The following is a 19,621-nucleotide window of genomic DNA, read 5'->3' on the forward strand; positions in this document are numbered from 1 at the left end:
CCAATTTTGACGCCTATTTTTCATATTTTTGTTATTCAACAATCGGGCGCGATTGTTGGGCAAGAATTAAAAGGGTGATACATATTAGTCATGTATAATATGTATTGCCCTTTATTTTTTTTACTTTTTACAAATTAGGTCTTGATAACGTAAGCCTTGGGTGAACGGAAATACAGCAGTAAATTGGAAAACTCAAAAGCCATACAGAGGAATTAATACAATGTTATTAGATCCAGGTGAGTATGTTAAGTTTAAACAAGTTCAGGAAGCAAAAGGAAAAGTCAAAAAAGGAGCAAAATCAGAAATCGTGGTTTTCTGGAAGTGGATTGAAACAAAAAATAAAGATACAGGCAAAGAAGAAAAAATCCCATTCCTTAGATACTACAGGGTTTTTAATATAAATCAATGTGAGGGCATTGAAAGCAAACGTCAAGAAGAAGAAACTTTTGAACATGACCCAATAGAAGAAGCTGAAAACATTATAAAAGGGTATATAAATTCTCCAAGCTTTAGCTATAACAGTGGCAGAGCCTATTATCAACCTAGTATAGACCACATAAACATTCCACCGATGAAGGATTTTAGACAAGTTGAAGAATATTACGCCACAATTTTTCATGAGACAGTCCACAGCACAGGCCATACCAGCAGATTAAAAAGAAACGGAATTACCTCAGCTACAGCCCATTTCGGATCAGAAGAATATTCACAAGAGGAACTTGTGGCAGAGATTGGAGCCAGCATGTTAACAGGTTTAGCCGGTTTCGTGGATGTGACTTTTAATAACTCAGTTTCTTATATACAGTCTTGGTTACGAAAATTAAAGGATGATAAAACATTAATCGTTAAAGCAGCTAGTCAAGCACAGAAAGCAATAGATTATATATTAGGAGTTAACTACAAAGAAGAGGATTAAATAAAAACAATAACATATAAAATCACAAGTACAAGAAAATGGCAATTTTTTGTAAATATTAATTGAATAGATAGTGTCTAGATGGTATAATTAGGGTATGAGAAACGACATAAACACATGACCAAGGAGCAGCTTGCTCCTTGGACAGCAAGAAATAAATGAAATGAAATGGAAGGGAAGAGGATGATGATGAAAATTTACTATGTAAGTTATTTTGCAGACGGTTTTCCAAGGGTTTCAATTGTAACTGGAAACAGTGAAAAACAAGCAAAAAATCTTATCAATCATAACCTTTGTGATTTCCAACTAATAGACATTCGTGAAATACCACTTTCATCACCAAATATTATTCACACTGAAATAATCGAAGTCATTTAAAAAAACGTGTGGACATCCAGTTTTTTTAAAATTTAAAGGGGAGGCATAAAAATGAAAACATGTCCTTATTGTGGAAGTGGTGTTGAAACGGTTGATACTTATTTATATTGTGCGTTTTGTGACTTGCATCTGTGTGTAAAGGACGTGCAGGAAAACGGAAAACGAAAAAATCTTCTGCCTGAATCGCAACCATCATATGAGGACTTAAAGTGCACCACTCCGGAATTGATGAAAAAGACTACCATTGAATTATTATTTCTATTGAAGTTTGCCCGAGCGGAGCGCAGCTCCATTTATGGCCGGCGTACTGTCTTTATAAAAGCGATGAAAACAGGAGAAAACGACTTTACAGAGGGTGAAAGGTATACTTATGGGGAGTATGAATACTGGACACGTAAATGCTTTGTATTAGAAAATCTTATTCGTGAACGTATTGGCTATATTCCCCAAAAATTAACAGAACCATATCTCCAGAACCTTGTGGAGAGAATAAATGAATCAACTAAGAAAAGGATGATTATTCAGCAGTCTACACTGGTTTAGAATTCACTCCAACTTAATTGACATTAGGGGATACAAAGAAAGAACAAAAATAACGGTGATACAGCTTTTATTTCATAAGATAATCCCGTATACTTTAATTGTAATACTCTTGTGCTTGAGTATTATATGTTACTAAATACTCCGGCTGATCCCCGGAGTTTGTTTTTTATAATGATTAGTGTCTTAGTGGTATATAATATTAATGTGTAATAAAGCGGAGGGGATTAAAATGAAATTTGAATTTCTAAATTCAGAACATGAATCTAATTTTACAAAATATCGTGTTGAAAATATGGGAGATCGCTTTCGGACAAGCAAAGAGTATTTATCTGTTGTTTATTTAATGACCGGAAATACAGAGTTGTATCAAAAAATGAATCCTTATTTTAATGCAAGAAGTGGGGAGTTTGATTCAAACAAGATGTTTGTAGAACAAGATTTTTGTTCTGGACTGAGTATATTAGCAAAGCTTGCTGCTCATTTATTTGATTCGAATGAAGTAGTTCAACCCCTTGATATTATTTCATCTCTCGATGAACAAAGCTTTAAACTAGCTCTCAATTCAATGATTTTACATCGCTTTGGTGTATCCACTTCTTATGATATTCCAGAAGAAAAGTTATTCATGTAGGACCAAATTGACTCGAATAGCAAATTAACCCGAAACAGTAGGAGCTGCTTTATATGAAACAAGTATCTTTTTCCTTGTTCCCAGAACAAGCGAAATCATTCAAATCTTTGGTTGAACCATCCATACAGTCAAAGATATTAAGAAATTATGTATTGAACGAATACCAATTACCAGAAGACCTAAGCATTTTCAATAAAGGTGAAAAAAAAGGACTTAAACCTGAAAAATTCCTTTTTGATGAATACTCAGATGAAAGACTTAATGAATTGGTGAAAATAGTACGTTCTGCTGGATTTACTGCAAATCGTTCTTCAATAATGCGTCATCTCATTAATCAACTTATAACCAAATTGGAGAAAGAAGATGACTCGTTTTTAAAGGATCGGGAGATCCGTCATTCAAGCTTTTATTTTGAAAAAGGTACCAAAGACGTACTTGAACAGTTTGTTACCTTCCGTAATCGAAATTCTGTTATAGAGAGATTTATTCTTGAAGAATATAAACCTTCACAAAATAAAGCTTCTTTATTTGATAAGCCGAATGAACCTGAATCAGTGAGAATTGGTATTGCAGCTGCAGCAATTGATAAGCTTGATCAATATGTAAAGGAAATTAACACTACTGGGATTTCTAGAACGGCACTTATGCGTGATGTTGTTGAACAGCTAATTACAAAGTTATCGAAGACCGATGCTCGTAAGTTAATCGTGGAGAAAAAGCTTGAAAACGCCTTACGTGAGTTTGAACAAACCCATGGAACTAACATCTTAAAAGAACGCCTGGAAGAATATAAAAAGCATCGAGAGGAGTAAAAAGAAGGTAACCAGAATTCTTAATTGCGATAATAATTTTCGTGGAGACTTATGGGAAAATAATGTGGGGAAGAAATTTGATGGCCAAAAATTCTTATTTATATCCATCTTCAGTATGGTTAATAAAATGTTTAAAAAGATCGAAAGCGCGATCAGATAGACAGTGCGATTTATGTAAAATTGCTGTTTTTCAAAATGAAGACTATCCAGGTGAATATTTGAAGATTAGTAACAAAACAATCTTATGTGTAAGATGTGCGTTTAGGTTAGTTAGTCATCCTGATTTTATGTATTATCATACGTTCACGTATGAACAAATCATGTCTTTAGACTTTAACTTTATATTGTTTTATAAAAAGCTTAAGGATATATATAAATATAATTGGGATTATAAAAAGTTAATTTATTTGGATCGGCAAAAGGAAGGCAAAATTTTGACTGATGCTGATTTTGACAAAAATTTAAGCAGTTACGAAAAATAATCCGGCATGGATTATGATATTGAAAAAAGAAATTGAAAAAGAACAGGAATGAGCAAAATGAAAGCACCCATTCCAGAAGCTGAAGAAAATCTTATAGTTGATTACATTTACACGACCTATCTCATTCAAATTCTTGAAAACGACCATCAAGCAGCTTTAACATTGAAATTTAAAATTCCTGAAGTATACCAGCATTTTATTGAGTCCAAATTAAAGGAATTACGGAGGCAATTGGTTGATTTAAAAGCAAAAATGAAGGAATTAAGAATAAAAGTAGCAGATCCTGTTAGAGTTAATGAGGAGTTTATTGAGTACTCTTATTTTCCACACGGCTATGAAGGAAAGATGCGTTTTTGGGATGCTGCAATGGAATACGAAGGCACCAAAAGGTTAAGACAATTGTTTAATGTCCAATTATAAATAAATCAATAAAACACCGACATTCAAATCGGTGTTTTATTTAATCTCTAGGCTGTAGGGTTATATGTAGGAAACAATAAAAATCAGGTTTATTGTTTATGTATCTTATTAATAATGTGGTCAACTATTGCATTTCCATTTAGTAGTTGTTTTTTGCCATCTACGCAAACATGTAGTTCATTACCTTTATAAAAATATACTGTTTTTTTGTCTCTTACAGGGGTACCACCACATGCCCTAGCTTGATGGGCATGCGGTGGTACCCCTTATATAGAAAAAAATTCTTTACTGATATAGGCTACTTTCTTCAACAATCAGGCCACTAAATTGAATAAGACTTATGGGCTTACATGCATCTTAATTCAATAAGAACATAAAAAGGGGACTAATTGAGATGAAGCGACCCCCTTGAGTTGGACTAATAATCCAGCTTAGGGGGTTTTTTATATTGTTTATTGTTTATTGTTTTTAGCTAGACCTTGAGAATGAATAATCAATAATATCATCAGAAAATATTTAAATCCCATTCTCCTGCTATATGCTTTAATAACTTCTTCCCTGCTATGCTATTTCCACATTCATCTATTGCCGGACTATAAATTCCAATACCACAACCATCTGGAAATGGAGATTTCTTTGTACTGGCATGTGCCGGAACAGCTGCCATGATTCCTCCTGAAACTCCGCTTTTTGCTGGCAGACCGACATAAGCTGCAAATTTACCAGAAGCGTTATACATTCCGCAAGTAACCATCAATGCTTTCGTTAACTTAGCCACTTCTTTTGGGAAAATCTGTTCCATTTGAATTGGATGAAATCCGTCGTAGGCAAGAACTAAACCAATCATGGCTATATCTTGTGTATTTACCTCAATAGAACACTGCTTTAAATATACTTCTAGAGCCTCTTCAACAGTAGATTCTAGAAATCCAGTTTCTTTTAAGTAATACGCCAAGGCTCGATTTCGATGGGCCGTTTGCCATTCTGACTGAAAAACTTCTTCATTGATTAACGGACGTTTTCCCACCATTTTTTCAAATAAATTTAGGAATGACCCTATCTTTTCTGATGTTGATCTTCCTCCTAGTAAAGAAGCCACTGTGAGGGCACCCGCATTTATCATAGGATTAAATGGTCTCCCCGGCTTATTCATTTCTAAACGGATAATCGAATTAAAAGCATCTCCAGTGGGTTCTACATCTACCCTATCCAGAACATATAGAGTACCAAAATCTAAACAGGCAGCCATAAAGCTAATAACCTTTGATATGCTCTGTAAAGTAAAATAGGTTTCACAATCTCCAGACTTTAATACCTTTCCATCAGGACCTGCAATCACAACACCTAATTGTGATGGATTTGCCTTTTCTAGGGCAGGAATATAGGAAGCACATCGCCCTTCCGTTGTGTATGAGCGATAGTGCTCTACCCATTTATCTAAATAGATGTTATCCCCTAGTTTTCCGTAAAGTCTATTTTGGTCATATCGGATTATCTCTTTTGCTACAGCCATTCCGATCTTTCCTTTCTGCAGAAGCACAAAATAAATAATTCTATCATAAACTATTACTATTATACGCGGGCTGCTTTTCGGGGCTGCTTCACATTTTCAGGGATTAAAGACTCATAGGTTTCCCCTTCTAAGCGTTCTTTCCATTCTAATCTTGCCTTTTCGATGATATCTTGATTTTCCATAGCTTCAATTGCAGTGCAAGCGATCACTTTTCCCGCTTGAAGCATGCCTTTGTGGGCGATAGGCATAGCACCTTGCGATACCACTTGCCAGGTATGCAGAGGAGTTCCTAGCACAAAACATGTTGTCATACATTGCATTGTTGGAACAGCCCAACTTACATCACCAACATCAGTGGATCCCGATAAGGCAACCTCATCACCAAGAGGCGGAATGATATCTGCAATGTATTTATCTTTTAATATTTTTGCTGTTTCTTTACACAATCCTGCTAAATCAGCATCAATGTCTTCCTGAGAAAGAGTAGCCCGGATTTTTTCAGCAAATTTCTGATCCAATTCATCATAAGCAGGAACACCGACTGCAGTTAAATTTTTGTACATAATCTCCGCTAAAGTTGTATTCGGTACTAAATTTGAAGCAGTACCTACAAATTCGTCTTCCATCGTTGTTCCAGTCATCAAGGCTGCACCTTTAGCAATATTATAGACTCGTTCGAATAATTCTTTTACCTGCTGCTTTTTCGGTGCACGGATTAAATAAACAACTTCTGCATGAGGTTGTACAACATTTGGTGAAGTCCCGCCAGTATCCGTAATCGCATAATGCACTCTTGCTTCCGGAACCATGTGCTCTCTTAAATAATTAACACCTACATTCATCAATTCCACCGCATCTAGTGCACTACGGCCTAAGTGAGGGGCAGCAGCGGCATGCGCACTCTTGCCATTAAATTTGAAAGTCGCAGAGTAGTTTGCGAGAGTGTTAACGTTCCAGATAGTAGGGATTGTTGATGGATGCCAGGAAAGCGCCAGGTCGACATCATCAAATAATCCGGCCCGAACCATAAATGCCTTTCCAGACCCCGCTTCTTCAGCCGGACAACCATAAAAACGTACCGTCCCTTGCAAACCTGTTTGCTTCATGTAATCTTTAATGGCAACTGCAGCAGCAAATGCCCCTGAACCCAGCAAGTTGTGACCGCATCCATGCCCATTTCCCCCTGCAACAACCGGATCATGTTCAGCAAGGCCCTTTTTCTGGCTTAAGCCTGTTAAAGCATCGAATTCTCCTAGAATAGCTACGATTGGTTTACCATTTCCATAGCTTCCAATAAACCCTGTTTGTATTCCGGCAACCCCTCTATCAACTTGAAACCCTTCATCTTCCAATGCCTTACATAAATATTCCGATGATTGATGTTCTTCGAAGTAGATTTCCGGGCAGGCCCAAATTTTATCACTTAGCTCAATAATCTTGTCTCTCTTTTGCTCAATTAGATCAGAAATAAGTTTTTGTAAATTCATTCAAAAGACCTCCCTCAAAGTTTTCTTGCAATGACGACTTTTTTTCTTATGCATCTAATGCAATGGCTTCTTGCTCGTTTTTTTTGAGAAGGTCCACTTTTTTATCACTTAAGGTTAAAAGTGCTACAATACAGACAATTGCGAATCCAATTAACATCCAAAAAGCAGCATTAAATGAACCATTAAATGCATCAACGATAAATCCAATCGCCATTGGTGTGACAAAACCAGCCAATTGACCACCTGTATTTGCAATTCCCATAGCCGTTCCAGTGACAGAAGATGGCAACTGTTTAAGAACGATTGCCGGTAATAAAGTAATTACAAAAGCAATAAATAGATTAACAATCGCTTGATACGTAATAAATGATGTTACACTCGAAGCTGTAAACATTAAATACAGCAATATTCCGATACATGCACATGAAAAGCTTCCTACCAATCTTTCTCGTCCTTTAGGCAGTTTATCGATGATATAACCACCTAAATAAATCCCTACTAACATGGTCAATCCTGGAATTGTCTGAACCCAGCCAAGTGACATTAAATCAAGACCGCGATTTTTAACTAAATAGGTTGGGATCCATGCTGCAAGTCCCCAGTTAACTGCATAAATACAGAAATAAGCAATAATCAAATTCCAAATCATAGGTATTTTAAACAACGAACGGAATATTCCTTTTTGACTCAAAACAGCGGTATGATTTATTTTGTCTTCTGTATTGTCTGGAAGTTTAATAAAGTACCAGTAAAGAGCTGCAATAATAGCACCTACGGAACCTATTATGATAAACGTGGTGCGCCAGCCAATTGTCGTAAGCAGTGTTGCAGAGGCAATCGGGATAATAAGTGTGATAATCCCGCCTGATGACAGCATGATTGACATCGCTCGTCCACGTTCCGCTTTGGGAAACGTAAGCGATATGATTTTAGAACTGGCAGGCTGAAAGCCGCCTTCTCCGATACCAAATAGAAAACGGATAATCACCATAGATGCTAGAGACCAAGCTGCACCAGTCAATCCAGTAAAGATTGACCATGAAATAACTGCGGCAAGAAGAACCTTTCTAGGTCCAAATCGGTCTGCCAGCCATCCTCCAGGCATTTGCATAATCGCATATCCGGCAAAAAAACTGCTCAGTAAAAGTCCGGTAGTAGATGCACTCAAATGCAAATCCTTCGTAATGGACAATACGGCATAATTCATAATATAACGATCGACATTTCCTAAAGACCAACCCAGAAAAAGTAAAGCTAGAATCCAATTCCTTGTGCGTTTTGAAATCATATATCCAACTCCTCCTATTAAAAAATAATTTAATGTATAGATGTTGAAAGAGAAAAAAATTTTGAAAACACTTTAAAAACGCTTACATTTCAAAAAAGACTATTCATTATATCCATATAGTGTGTCTACACGATTTAACATTTCCATCTTTAAATGAAACGGAGTATTAATGGAACTTGCTAAACCCAATGGTTTCCTCCTTTATCAACAGAAGATAAGATAAATCTTTTCTATTTACGAAAATTTAACGAATACTTAACGAAAATTTCGTTAAATTTATTTTACGAAATATTTTGACTCCCTACAATAGTTTTTTTATTCCAGAACACAAAAAATAAGCATCCTTAATTGGAATGCTTATTTTAACCGGTAAATTTTAATTGGCCTTCCTCGATTGTGATGCAACTCTTCACCAATACACTCGGCTAAGCCTATCTCACATAATTCAGCTACAATTCGCTGAGCATTGCGTTCACCCATTTGAAGATTTGCAGCCAATTCCTTCGTTGTAAAATCACTCCAGCCCATTTTTTTGATCAAAGCGTCTATTTTCTTAAAAGCTTTTACACTGATGTTTCCCTTTTTTAATTTCTCCAAAAAATTTTTATCATCCGTTCGATAGGCATAAGTCAGTTCTTCCTCTTGTCCTGCTGATTCAATAATCGTTCCATCATCTTGAACAATCACAATCCCTTGCTCAGTGTTTTTCTTCGACTGTTGAAGTGCACGGTGAGCATTTATTTCTGCCAATAATACAGTTTTTCCGAAACCAATTCCTACGGAAACCGTTGTATTCGCTTCAAGGGCCAAGTATTGGACTTTTTCCTTTAATGTCTGTATCTCCCTTTCAATTGCCCCCCGAGAACTGAAAATGGTATAACGCCCATTTCCTTCCTCGAAAAGAGAGCCATCTATTTTCTCACAAAGCTGGATAAGTGTCTCCTTCATCCTAAGCTCTAAATACTGGATTTGATAGGTTTTCTCCATTTTCTCTTTAATTGAGTCAAAATCTTTTACCTCGATTTTTTCAACCCCAATTTGTGTATCTTTATAGTAAGAAGTCTTTATCTTCTCGAAAAAAATCCTTATGGTTTGAAAAATTTCAATACGTGTCGGTGACATCAAATTCGCGGGAACACCAGCTTTATTTAAGGCCTCATTAACAGTCGGGTAACATGTCAAAGCACCATCAGTCTTTTTTTGTTCCCATAAATCATAATGGAATTTAAACAATTCTTGGGAATCAATCTCCACATCAAACGTTTTCACGTAAAGATCTTTTACCGTCTTCTTTAACTGTTGCACGCTTTCCCCTTCCGCAACATTTGTGGCGGGAATCATGTCGATGCTTATTCGGTCCAATAATCTCCCTTCGGAATAAACCAGTTCCATGAAACTTTTATAGGTACTTGATTCCGTGGAGAATATATAAACCGATTTTTCATCCGTAGATACTGTCTTTGCAGCCACCCTATAAGGGATATATCCTGAAAAAAGCCAGAAATCAACTTGATCATCATGTTCTAGTACAATTTTCTCTACTTCCTTTGCCTCTGTATAGGAGTATGGTATAAATTCCATTTCTTGTTCAATTTCATTAGCCACTTTGAGAATTCGCTTTACTGACGAACTTGGGCCAACTACGCCGATTCTATACATTCTCTTATTTCCTACTTTCTAGATTCTATATAAAAATATTTTAACTTCAGCTTATAATTAAATCCATTTTTTTGTAAGTTGGTTTAACCTTTCTATTTCTTCCTTCATTTATCGAAACCACACTTATCCAAAGTAGGGAGCCTAATAAGCCTTATTCCATTTAATGGCCCAAATGTTTCCATTTTATGGAGGTATTTATTTGTTACAAAACTCGTGGTTATAGATATATAGATTTTGAGTAATGATTTGAAACATAAAAAGGTTATTTTTTAATCGTTCAAAATTAGCCCAAAAAAAAAAGGTCTCAAAAACAATCGTTTTTGAGATTCATAACACAGAAAAAATGTCACCCTTCAACATGCTGAAAGGTCCTTTTACTTCGAGAGCAGAATAATTCAAGAAACACGTTCGATTTCTTTTTGGAAAATCTATGCCCAAATATTATTTGAAATAAGCATCTGTTAGGGCGTACAAAATTTACGTTTTCTTTGGATCCCGAAATAAAAATTATCTTAGTGGAGATTCCTTTTCTATGGCTCTAAAGGGGTATCTTGAATAAACGATAAATTTTTCTCGTACGTAGCAACCTTTTTCTTCATAGGGAAATAGTATAAAACAGAGGCTGCGATAAGCCCAACAATCCAAGCAATATCGGCACCGTTCAAATATTTAGCTATTGGACCTACATATAAACTTGTATTCATAAATGGAAATTGCACAAGGACAGCGAAGACATACACCGCGATCGCAACCCAGTTGAATCGTCCATATTCCCCATTTGGATCGAATACTGCGTTAACATTATACTTCCCTTTCCTCACTAGATAGAAATCAACAATATTAATAGCTGACCAGGGGATCATGAAATACAATAAAACAAGCAAGAAATTGAAAAAGTTATCCAAGAAGTTACCTTGTCCCCAAATGCTAAGGAAAGTTCCAATGACAGGAAGGATCAGAATGAAAAGAATTCGGTTCCTGGAAGTGATTTTCGACTTTGAAAAAGCACTCACGGTGGTCATAACGGACATAAAACCGCCATATAAAGTTAACGTATTAATGGCCAAAACACCAAACACTGTAATAATATAAGTAATCGTTGTTAACCCTGAACCTGATATACCTGCCAGATAGGAGACCATTTGTGCAGATTGTTTTGGAGCGATAACGGTGGCTAAAGCTCCAATAATCATCAACCAGCTGGCGCCAAAGACTGATCCAAGATAGGTATATAGGAAAGTTGATCTTTTGGACGTATTGGTTGGCAAATACCTAGAATAATCGGCTGCATATGGGCCATAGGTCAATTGCCAAGATGCCATAATGGACAAAACGAGCATAAATGGACCCCATGAAAACTCCTGAACATGTGTGCTAACTGGAATGGGATGCTGTAGAAGACGAAAAGTTAAGTAAATAAATAACAAAAAGAAGAGAATAGATATAATTCTTTCAAAACGATGGATAAAGTCATAACCATATATGACCAATATCACGGCTAAGACATTGACAATCACTACACATATAGGGTAGGGGATATGGAATACCCCAGAAAGTGCCTCGGCCCCAAAAACAGTTCCAGTGGAGAAAAATCCGACATAAATCATGATGACGAGAACGAGAGGAAAAATGGCTCCGATGATTCCAAATTGTGCTCTACTTTGAATCATCTGCGGGATTCCTAATTTAGGCCCCTGTGCTGATTGTAATGCCATGAAAATTCCACCAATCGCATTACCCAGAATGATGGCAATTACGGCCTGCCATAGATTTAAACCTAATTTAATAGCAAGTGCTCCCGTTACCACTGTGGTTATATGCGAATTTGCCGAAAACCAAAGCGGGAACAAGCTCCGAGGATTCCCGTGACGTTCCGATTCCGGAATAAATTCAATACTCCGCTGTTCAATTTGCATCCAATTAACCTCCTTTTAAGGCATCTTAATTTCCATATTGTTGAATATATCGAAACCGCTTTCATATTTTTAAAAATTAAAAGACTAAGAGGCATGTCAAAGTTAACCCGAGGATCAAACATAGCCTCTATAGTCATTTTAAACGATGAAAAAATTAATTTTCAAAAAGGTTCCCTAACTAAACGTTTCGTCCCTCAAGGCCGGCCAACTCTTCTTTTGAAGCAGCTGGTGCCTTCATTTCGAATATTTCGTTGACAACAGTATAATCATAATATCCAAGGCGGGCAATTGGTTTAATTTTCAAGATATCTAGTTTCCCACTAGGTAGAATGATGTCATCTGCAATATGCACATGAGCTACTCTTCCGATCACAATATCGACTGTGGAAACCTCATTACCAGTTGGGATTCTGATAGTCTGAACATACTCACATTCAAATTGAACTGGTGACTCGGCAACACGGAACCCAGGAGCCTCAATGCAACTTTTCTTCGTTACACCCGCAGCCTCAAACTCATCAAAATCTGCCGAAGACGCCTTTGCAGAAATATTGACGGCTTCGCGTAAATCCCAAGTGGCCATGTTCCAAACAAACCAACCGGTTTCCTCCGCGTTTCGAACCGTATCCTTTCTTCCGCCGTATATGGATTGATTGGCCGCAAACATGACCATAGGTGGATCCCAAGTAAGATTTTGATATTGGCTGTATGGTGCAAGGTTATCTATTCCATCTTTTGATTGGGTTGAAAGCCATCCGATAGGGCGTGGTATCGCACTGCTTTTAAAGGGATCATAGGGTAAACCGTGGTGCTGACCTTTCTTTGGTGAATAATGCATAAATATTCCTCCTCTTAAATAGATTGAATTCTCTTATTAGTTATAATAGTAATGAAAAAAGAAAGGAATATCCATAGAGGATATTCCGAATTTTAGTACTATATATTTTTTTCTTCAATTATTTCTTATCCGTTTATCAGGTAAACTGGATTATTTTAATATATCTGCAGAATTTTTAGTTTTCCATGCCCTTGGAGAGTTCCCCGTAATGATTTTAAAAACACGGCTAAAATAATTAGGATCCAAATAACCGACGGCTTCAGCCACTTCCGATACACTCATGGAAGTGGTTTTCAAATATTCCTTTGCTTTTTCAATCTTTTTTGCCTGAAGATACTCTGTAAAAGTAGAACCCATTTGCTGTTTAAATAATGAACTGAAATACTGACTGCTTCTTCCGACTATTCCCGAAACATCCTCTAATGTTATGGGCTGGCAGTAATACTGATCGATATATTGAACCGCTTTTTTAATTAACAGGGACCCGTATTGTACATTTTCCTTTTCCACACGATCAAAAAGTAAAGAACAAAACTGGAGTATTTTTTGAATGATATCGTATAATACCTCTCCGTATAAAACTTCGCGAAATACTTCCTGATATTCTTGGTCATGATAGAACAAGAATTGTTTTTCCGTCATAAATCGACGAATATGGGAAAGCACATTGGTTAACTTGATTCGGACAAAATCGGAGTGAGGATAGCTGCCATCTTCATAGGGAAATCCGCCAAAAACCTGATAAAACCAGGTTTTTGTCATTTCTCGATTGCCTTCATTTAGATAACGAGTTAATTCATCACTCTCAGTTGGAGACAGAAAATGCTCATACGGATCATGTAGTTTTTTAGTCATAGAAGGGAAAATTTGGTTGCCGCCAAAATAAAATCGGCGAAGCAATGCTTGTTTTGCTTCAAAATAAGATTTATAGAGAAGTTTTGGCGAAACATACTGATTTCCAATCCCAACAGAAATGGAAAGATTATTTTTTTCTTTCATCCGTTCGCAAAATACCATCATGACCAGCCATAATGAATGGATGGGATCGTTACCTTTTGGGAGATATTCCTCACTAACCAGAAGGGCAATATGTTCTTCTGCTGACAAAACAAATGGACGATATTCCTGAAGTTCATCATGAATATACTGAATCAAGGTAATCGGTTCAAATTCTTTTTTATTTTGTTGATCTAAAGCCAAAACGGCCACAATACTAGGAACTTGATCATATCCCCAATTCTTAATTTGTTCACTCATAAATGACTCATTGAGAACGCGTCCAAATAAAAGATCGTATGCCCAGCCATGATATAACGAACTTTCTCCTTCATTTTTTGGAATATTCCTTTGGTTGCGTATAATTTGTTTAAATGCTTTCAACCATTCATCGGCAACATATGGTTTAACAAACAAAGCTTCTGCCTTTATTTTTACTGCTTGTTCGGCTGCCTGAAAGGTTTTATGACTTGTATGCATAATCGTTTGAATCCCCATATTCCTAACAGTCCGGAATAAATTTTCCCGCTGATTTGGTTGAAACATTTCAAGCTCCATGACAAAAATATCAGGCTTCCATTCTATCAATAATTCCATGCATTCCTCATCGCTACTTGTTTCTTTTAGTTCATCAATGGGTACTTGATTGGTTAGTAGAAGCCATTTCATTCCTTTTCTTTCTAATTCATCCCGTTCGGCAAGTAATATTTTCATAATTTATCACCTGTTATTGTAAAATTTACACATAAGTTGGAATTCATCATTCATTTAATGGTTTTGAACAGGAAACTGACCTGTATAACCATTATACAGTTTTTTTATAACCCCTAATATTCAGCTATTTACAATTTAATTAAGCAACTCTACTGAATAAAACTTGTAACAAAACTCGTCCTTTTCTGAACACGATCAGTCTAGTTCAAAAAAGCTGAGTTTTTATTATCTTTTATGTAACAAAACCCTGTTCATTATTCAACGTTCAATAACCTATTGATTTTCATCTTATGTTACAATAAAAACAGATTAAAAGTTTGAAAGAGTGATAATTAGTGTTAATTGGATATGCACGTGTGTCGACAGGATTACAAAATTTGGATTTACAAACAGATGCGTTAACGCAACATGGTTGTACGAAAATTTTTCACGATAAAATGAGTGGGACAAAAAAACAACGTCCTGGTTTAGAGGAAGCATTTCAGTATGCACGTGAAGGAGATACAATTGTCGTTTGGCGATTGGACCGACTAGGACGCAACATGCAAGATTTGATTCAAATTGTGAATAACTTAAATGAACGAGGTATTGGCTTTCGGAGTCTGCAAGAAAACCTAACAATGGACAAAAGCAATGCAACGGGGCAGTTGATGTTTCACTTGTTCGCTGCGTTTGCAGAATTTGAACGTAATCTGATTGAGGAACGCTCGGCTGCAGGACGAGCAGCTGCAAAAGCGCGTGGGCGTCTAGGTGGGCGCCCGGAGAAGTATGGACCAAAAGATATTGAAATGATGAAAGCTTTAATTGAAAATGGTACACCGATTAAAGATGTTGCTGAAAAGTGGGGGCTATCTCGCACGACGATTTATCGCTATTTAGAAAAACAGTAAAGAAACCCAGCTATTCTCATGTGAGGGTAGCTGGGTTTTAAATTTGGATGTGCAAAATAGCACTTAGAATAAGCGCAAATTACTTCTAAAGTGACCTTTAAGGCGCTTCTACTACTTCTATATTACTTTTTTTGTTTTAGTTTTGGTTTTGTTTTTCTTTAACTTACTGCGCCGTTGCTCTACGTGTTGAAGCAGCCCAGAAGAGGTTCTCTTATTTAACAAAGGATGCCCAAACAAAATTGCTGAAATTTCGATGTCTGTTCGATGTGGAAGATTAATAATGGTATTGTCGATCAATTCATCTTCTTGAGGAGACCAAAGTTTATTACCAGCCATTTTATCACCCTTCTTTGTTTTTTAACGTAATCGATCCAATCTACTGCTGCTTGAGCCAACCGAGCTCTGTAGTTAAAGTCTTACTGATGGGATCAATCTCATTTTGTTTAAATTTAAACCTCTGTTAACATAAATTGTTCTACAAATAGAGCTACTTCGTGTGTATCAACCTTTTTGAGTTTTGCTTCCGTTGCTATGATATGTGTTTTTAATTCTTTTATTTTTTTAATGTCCTTAAGGGATATGTCACCATTTAATAATTGAACGGCGATATTTTTAACTTCCACATTATCCGATTGGTATAAAAGATAAGATAAACAACAGATTTTGTCCATTTTTACCCTCCTTTTTACAAACGTATTTATAATTATTTCGATTTGATGCATACAATTCCCTGCAAAAATGTAAATTAGATGGAACAAATTAGAAATAGGTACTCGTTTAAGCAACACCCGCAGGCTTAAGCCTGCTTTATATCCTTCAAGATTTTTTCAAATATTAAGTATCGACCTTGTTCAACTTGTAAGGAATAATTCTGATCTAAGGGCATATCCAACAAGTTCACGATCTTTTAAAACTCGCGTCTAAAAGATATATAACTTCCCGTACATTAATTAAAGACTAGCTTTTAGATGTGAAACGAGAAAGAAAAGAAGGAAAAATCCGGATGTTTTGGCAGTGTACATAATTTACAACTTTTAGACTAACTCCACGACTTTTTTGGTCGGCAAAGGGTAGAAAAAAGAAAACACTAATTTTCGTGGAAAATACTGTATGAATAAAAGTATTTTAGTACAATAGAACTAATAGTAAATTTAAATGGACAACGATGTTACTAGCGACAATTTGACTAATAAAAGTGAATGGAGGAATACAATAGCTGATGTGATATTTGGGATTTGATCTGAAATTCGGACATTAAGTGTTGAAATTTTTGGTAAAGGGGATAAATAAATGGCGGATATTCAAAAGTTTTTTTTAGATTTTCATGAGGCAATTAAATTAAAAAGATTTAAAGAAAATAAGGAATTAAGAGAGAAAAGAGATATCATTATTAATAAAATTAAAGATGGTCTAAATAAAAAGTTTGAAAATAGTGAAAATTGTGTCCCTAATGTTGAATTTATTGATCAGGGCAGCTATGCAGTAGATTTGGGAATTATTCCTGAAGATAAGGATTATGATATTGACGAAGGAGTAATTTTTGATTTATATATTGAAGATTACCAAGACTGCGTTGAGTTGAAAAAATGGATAAGGGATATTTTACAAAACCATACGAGTACATTACCCAAAATAAAGAATCCATGTGTAACCGTCACCTATTCTTTAGATGAAGAACCCGTATATCATGTTGATCTCCCAGTTTATGCAAAATCAAAAAATGATGATAAGTTGTATCTTGCTTGGGGAAAAGAGTTTTCAAATTTGGAAAATAAATATTGGAATCCGGCTGATCCAGAAGGTTTAAATGACTTTATTTCTAATAGTTTCAGTGAAGATGATAAAAAACAATTTAAAAGAATTGTAAGGTTTATTAAAAAGTGGAAAGACATATGTTTCTCTTCTGAAGGGAATAAAAGACCTCCAAGTATTGGAATTACAATCACAGCAGCAGATATGTTTTCCCCTAATAAAACATATATAGCCCTTACAGATAAATATGAATATAATGATTTGGCCGCATTAAAGAATTACATTCAATCTTTGAAATCGAAATTTTCATTGAAGTGGGATCAAGATAAAAATCAATTTCTTTATATAATCGAATATAACTTGCCAGTTGAACCTTATAAAAACGTGTTTTCGAAGATGTCTAATGTTCAAATGAACGAATTTTATAATAAACTTGATGATTTATACAATGGACTTTCTTCTGCAGAGCAAAAGGATGATCCATATGAGGCCTGTAAAATCCTAGTTCCCTTTTTTGGTGAAAAGTTCCCAGTCCCAGAATCAAAAGAAGCCAGATTTCAAAAGGTTGCTTTATCAAGTGCACCATCTTCCCACTCTGCGTTGAAAGGATAAGTTGAATAATGGAATTAGATTTTGAAGCATTGTTAAATGAAAAGCCGTACTTACAGGATATTCGTAAAATTGATTTATTTAAGTATGAGTTAATTTATTCATTAAGGAATGGTCGTGATATTCCCCTTATTATTTATTTTGATAAGTTCTTCCCTTCTAGGTTACCGATTATTTCTATTAATGAAAAATTATCTCCAATTCCCAAAATACCACATGTATTAAAAAGTGGGGGAGTATGTTACATCGACACTGAAGGGGTAATATGGAACCAAAATCCTCAAATTACACTTGATTTTGTATTTGAACGAGTTGAGAGAGTTCTGCTTTCAACTCCTCATACAATAGAGTATCATCGGGAATTTAGTTATTATTTTGGTACGCAAACGGAAAAAAAGTGGGCAATTGCAAATTATGAAATACAAACAGATCTTGATGAGGTTAATGTATGGACTATAAAAAATCGGCCAGTTGCATTTTTAGGAAAGAATAAAAAGTTTAATGTTGTAATTGAAAAATTTTTTAATGCAAAAGTATCCACACAAAATTTAGGTAAGGCAACCTTTATTTCACTTGATAAGATATATTCTGGTGATGTCCCCCAATATGATAAAAATTGGAGTTATCAAGAAATAATCAAAATTGTAAAAGAGAATATATCTAGCCAAAAATTGGACAAGTTAAAAATTTTAATTGCAAATAAGAAAGATTATTATTATCTCCTTCAATTACCATTATTAACCGGGAACAAAGTGGTAATTGGACTCTGGTATCAAAAGACCGATTTATCGTTTAAACAAAAAACAAATCCAATTATAGATGAAACTGTATCAGACAAATTTAAAGTCACTCCAATTGAGATTTATCAAATTAATGACGATACATTGGTACAAAGAGGTGGCGGCGTCAAAAAAAATCCCAATATATTACTTGTGGGCTGTGGTGCTGTTGGAAGTGATTTATTATTCCTTTTGGTAAGGTCTGGCTTAAAAAACTTTACTCTTATTGATAAAGATTACTTAGGTATGGCAAATTCATATCGTCATTTTCTTGGAATGAACAAAGCTATAAAACTTAAACCCAAGGTTCAACTGTTAAAGGAAGAAATGGAAACGAGATATCCTAACTTGAATGTCATCTCAGTTGAAAAAGAGGTATTAGAAGTGATTGATGAAGGTGAAATTAATCTAAATGAGTATGATCTAATCATTGTAGCTGTTGGGGATCCTAATATTGAAAGAAAACTTAATGAGTTGATATATAAGACAAGTACTCCTACTATCTTTACCTGGGTCGAAGCATATGGAATTGGAGGGCATGCTCTTCTTGTAAACAATGGTGATAATGGGTGTTATGAATGTTTAATAGATAATGATTTACAAATAAAGTCCTCATTTGCTAGCAGAAGTGATAAACCTTACATTCAAAATATTAATGGATGTGCTGGATCTTTTACCCCATATGGTAGTGTTGACTCAATGGAAACGGCGTTAATTGCCTCAAGACTTATTTTAAGATTTTTAAATGGTGATATTGAAGGAAATCCGCTGGTTTCTTGGAAGGGATCAGCAAATGAATTTCGATCTCATGGGTTTAAGACTTCGAAGAGATATGATGAACCTTCAGAAAAATTAGCTGAACCAAACTATGATTATATTGAAACGCAATGCCCAATTTGTAAAGATAAGGTAGTGGTTTCCACTTCATGATTATAATGAATTATAAGAATTCCTCTATGTTTATTGAGGAAAATGTAATAAAAGTTATTTCAAATTGG

General features: G+C 35.4%; 19 protein-coding genes. 10 read left to right on the forward strand and 9 right to left on the reverse strand.

The window, feature by feature from the left end; all coding sequences use genetic code 11:
- Positions 1-160 precede the first annotated feature (160 nt).
- The 7 genes from E2K98_RS24605 (at position 161) to E2K98_RS24635 (ending at position 4,182) form a co-directional block, all read left to right on the forward strand.
- Complete coding sequence (locus E2K98_RS24605) at positions 161-916, forward strand: ArdC family protein (protein ID WP_133338890.1); 756 nt, start codon at positions 161-163, stop codon at positions 914-916.
- Positions 917-1,099: 183 nt separating this feature from the next.
- Entirely contained in the window at positions 1,100-1,294 is a 195-nt protein-coding gene (locus E2K98_RS24610) for a hypothetical protein (protein ID WP_133338892.1), read from the forward strand.
- A 51-nt stretch (positions 1,295-1,345) separates the two neighbouring features.
- Entirely contained in the window at positions 1,346-1,837 is a 492-nt protein-coding gene (locus tag E2K98_RS24615) for a hypothetical protein (protein WP_133338894.1), read from the forward strand.
- A gap of 229 nt (positions 1,838-2,066) precedes the next feature.
- Positions 2,067-2,468 carry a hypothetical protein gene (locus E2K98_RS24620; protein WP_133338896.1) on the forward strand — a complete coding sequence of 134 codons (402 nt, stop codon included), beginning with the start codon at positions 2,067-2,069 and terminating at the stop codon, positions 2,466-2,468.
- Positions 2,469-2,521: 53 nt separating this feature from the next.
- Complete coding sequence (locus tag E2K98_RS24625) at positions 2,522-3,280, forward strand: hypothetical protein (protein ID WP_133338898.1); 759 nt, start codon at positions 2,522-2,524, stop codon at positions 3,278-3,280.
- Positions 3,281-3,360: 80 nt separating this feature from the next.
- Complete coding sequence (locus E2K98_RS24630; protein WP_133338900.1) at positions 3,361-3,762, forward strand: hypothetical protein; 402 nt, start codon at positions 3,361-3,363, stop codon at positions 3,760-3,762.
- Positions 3,763-3,819: 57 nt separating this feature from the next.
- Positions 3,820-4,182 (forward strand): hypothetical protein, encoded by a 363-nt coding sequence (locus E2K98_RS24635; RefSeq protein WP_133338902.1) that lies wholly within the window; start codon positions 3,820-3,822, stop codon positions 4,180-4,182.
- Between the two features lie 505 nt (positions 4,183-4,687).
- On the opposite strand, the gene E2K98_RS24640 is transcribed toward E2K98_RS24635, so the two are convergent.
- The 7 genes from E2K98_RS24640 to E2K98_RS24670 form a co-directional block, all read right to left on the reverse strand.
- Positions 4,688-5,695, reverse strand: coding sequence for a glutaminase (locus E2K98_RS24640; protein ID WP_133338904.1), 1,008 nt, complete (start codon positions 5,693-5,695; stop codon positions 4,688-4,690).
- Positions 5,696-5,754: 59 nt separating this feature from the next.
- A complete protein-coding gene (locus tag E2K98_RS24645; RefSeq protein WP_133338906.1) occupies positions 5,755-7,182 on the reverse strand; it encodes a M20 family metallopeptidase in 1,428 nt (475 codons plus the stop codon).
- Between the two features lie 46 nt (positions 7,183-7,228).
- Positions 7,229-8,470 carry an MFS transporter gene (locus E2K98_RS24650; protein WP_098576623.1) on the reverse strand — a complete coding sequence of 414 codons (1,242 nt, stop codon included), beginning with the start codon at positions 8,468-8,470 and terminating at the stop codon, positions 7,229-7,231.
- Between the two features lie 357 nt (positions 8,471-8,827).
- Entirely contained in the window at positions 8,828-10,129 is a 1,302-nt protein-coding gene (locus E2K98_RS24655; RefSeq protein ID WP_133338907.1) for a hypothetical protein, read from the reverse strand.
- Positions 10,130-10,659: 530 nt separating this feature from the next.
- Positions 10,660-12,045, reverse strand: coding sequence for a purine-cytosine permease family protein (locus E2K98_RS24660; RefSeq protein ID WP_133338909.1), 1,386 nt, complete (start codon positions 12,043-12,045; stop codon positions 10,660-10,662).
- A 178-nt stretch (positions 12,046-12,223) separates the two neighbouring features.
- The gene (locus E2K98_RS24665; protein ID WP_133338911.1) at positions 12,224-12,883 is read right to left on the reverse strand and encodes a flavin reductase family protein; all 660 of its coding nucleotides are present in this window, start codon (positions 12,881-12,883) and stop codon (positions 12,224-12,226) included.
- 150 nt (positions 12,884-13,033) lie between these two features.
- The gene (locus E2K98_RS24670) at positions 13,034-14,593 is read right to left on the reverse strand and encodes an AraC family transcriptional regulator (protein WP_133338913.1); all 1,560 of its coding nucleotides are present in this window, start codon (positions 14,591-14,593) and stop codon (positions 13,034-13,036) included.
- Between the two features lie 335 nt (positions 14,594-14,928).
- Between E2K98_RS24670 and E2K98_RS24675 the strand changes: the two genes are divergently transcribed.
- The gene (locus tag E2K98_RS24675) at positions 14,929-15,483 is read left to right on the forward strand and encodes a recombinase family protein (RefSeq protein WP_133338915.1); all 555 of its coding nucleotides are present in this window, start codon (positions 14,929-14,931) and stop codon (positions 15,481-15,483) included.
- 117 nt (positions 15,484-15,600) lie between these two features.
- Here the strand turns inward: E2K98_RS24675 and E2K98_RS24680 are convergent, their stop codons facing one another.
- Positions 15,601-15,819, reverse strand: a complete 219-nt coding sequence (locus E2K98_RS24680) for a hypothetical protein (RefSeq protein ID WP_133338917.1) — start codon at positions 15,817-15,819, stop codon at positions 15,601-15,603.
- 113 nt (positions 15,820-15,932) lie between these two features.
- Positions 15,933-16,154, reverse strand: coding sequence for a hypothetical protein (locus E2K98_RS24685; protein ID WP_133338919.1), 222 nt, complete (start codon positions 16,152-16,154; stop codon positions 15,933-15,935).
- Positions 16,155-16,773: 619 nt separating this feature from the next.
- Between E2K98_RS24685 and E2K98_RS24690 the strand changes: the two genes are divergently transcribed.
- Both E2K98_RS24690 and E2K98_RS24695 read left to right on the forward strand, forming a co-directional pair.
- Positions 16,774-17,847, forward strand: a complete 1,074-nt coding sequence (locus E2K98_RS24690) for a cyclic GMP-AMP synthase DncV-like nucleotidyltransferase (RefSeq protein WP_133338921.1) — start codon at positions 16,774-16,776, stop codon at positions 17,845-17,847.
- A gap of 8 nt (positions 17,848-17,855) precedes the next feature.
- On the forward strand, positions 17,856-19,553 hold the full coding sequence (locus E2K98_RS24695) for a ThiF family adenylyltransferase (RefSeq protein WP_133338923.1): 1,698 nt from the start codon (positions 17,856-17,858) through the stop codon (positions 19,551-19,553).
- The last annotated feature ends 68 nt before the right edge of the window (positions 19,554-19,621 follow it).

The sequence above is a fragment of the Bacillus salipaludis genome (assembly GCF_004358205.1).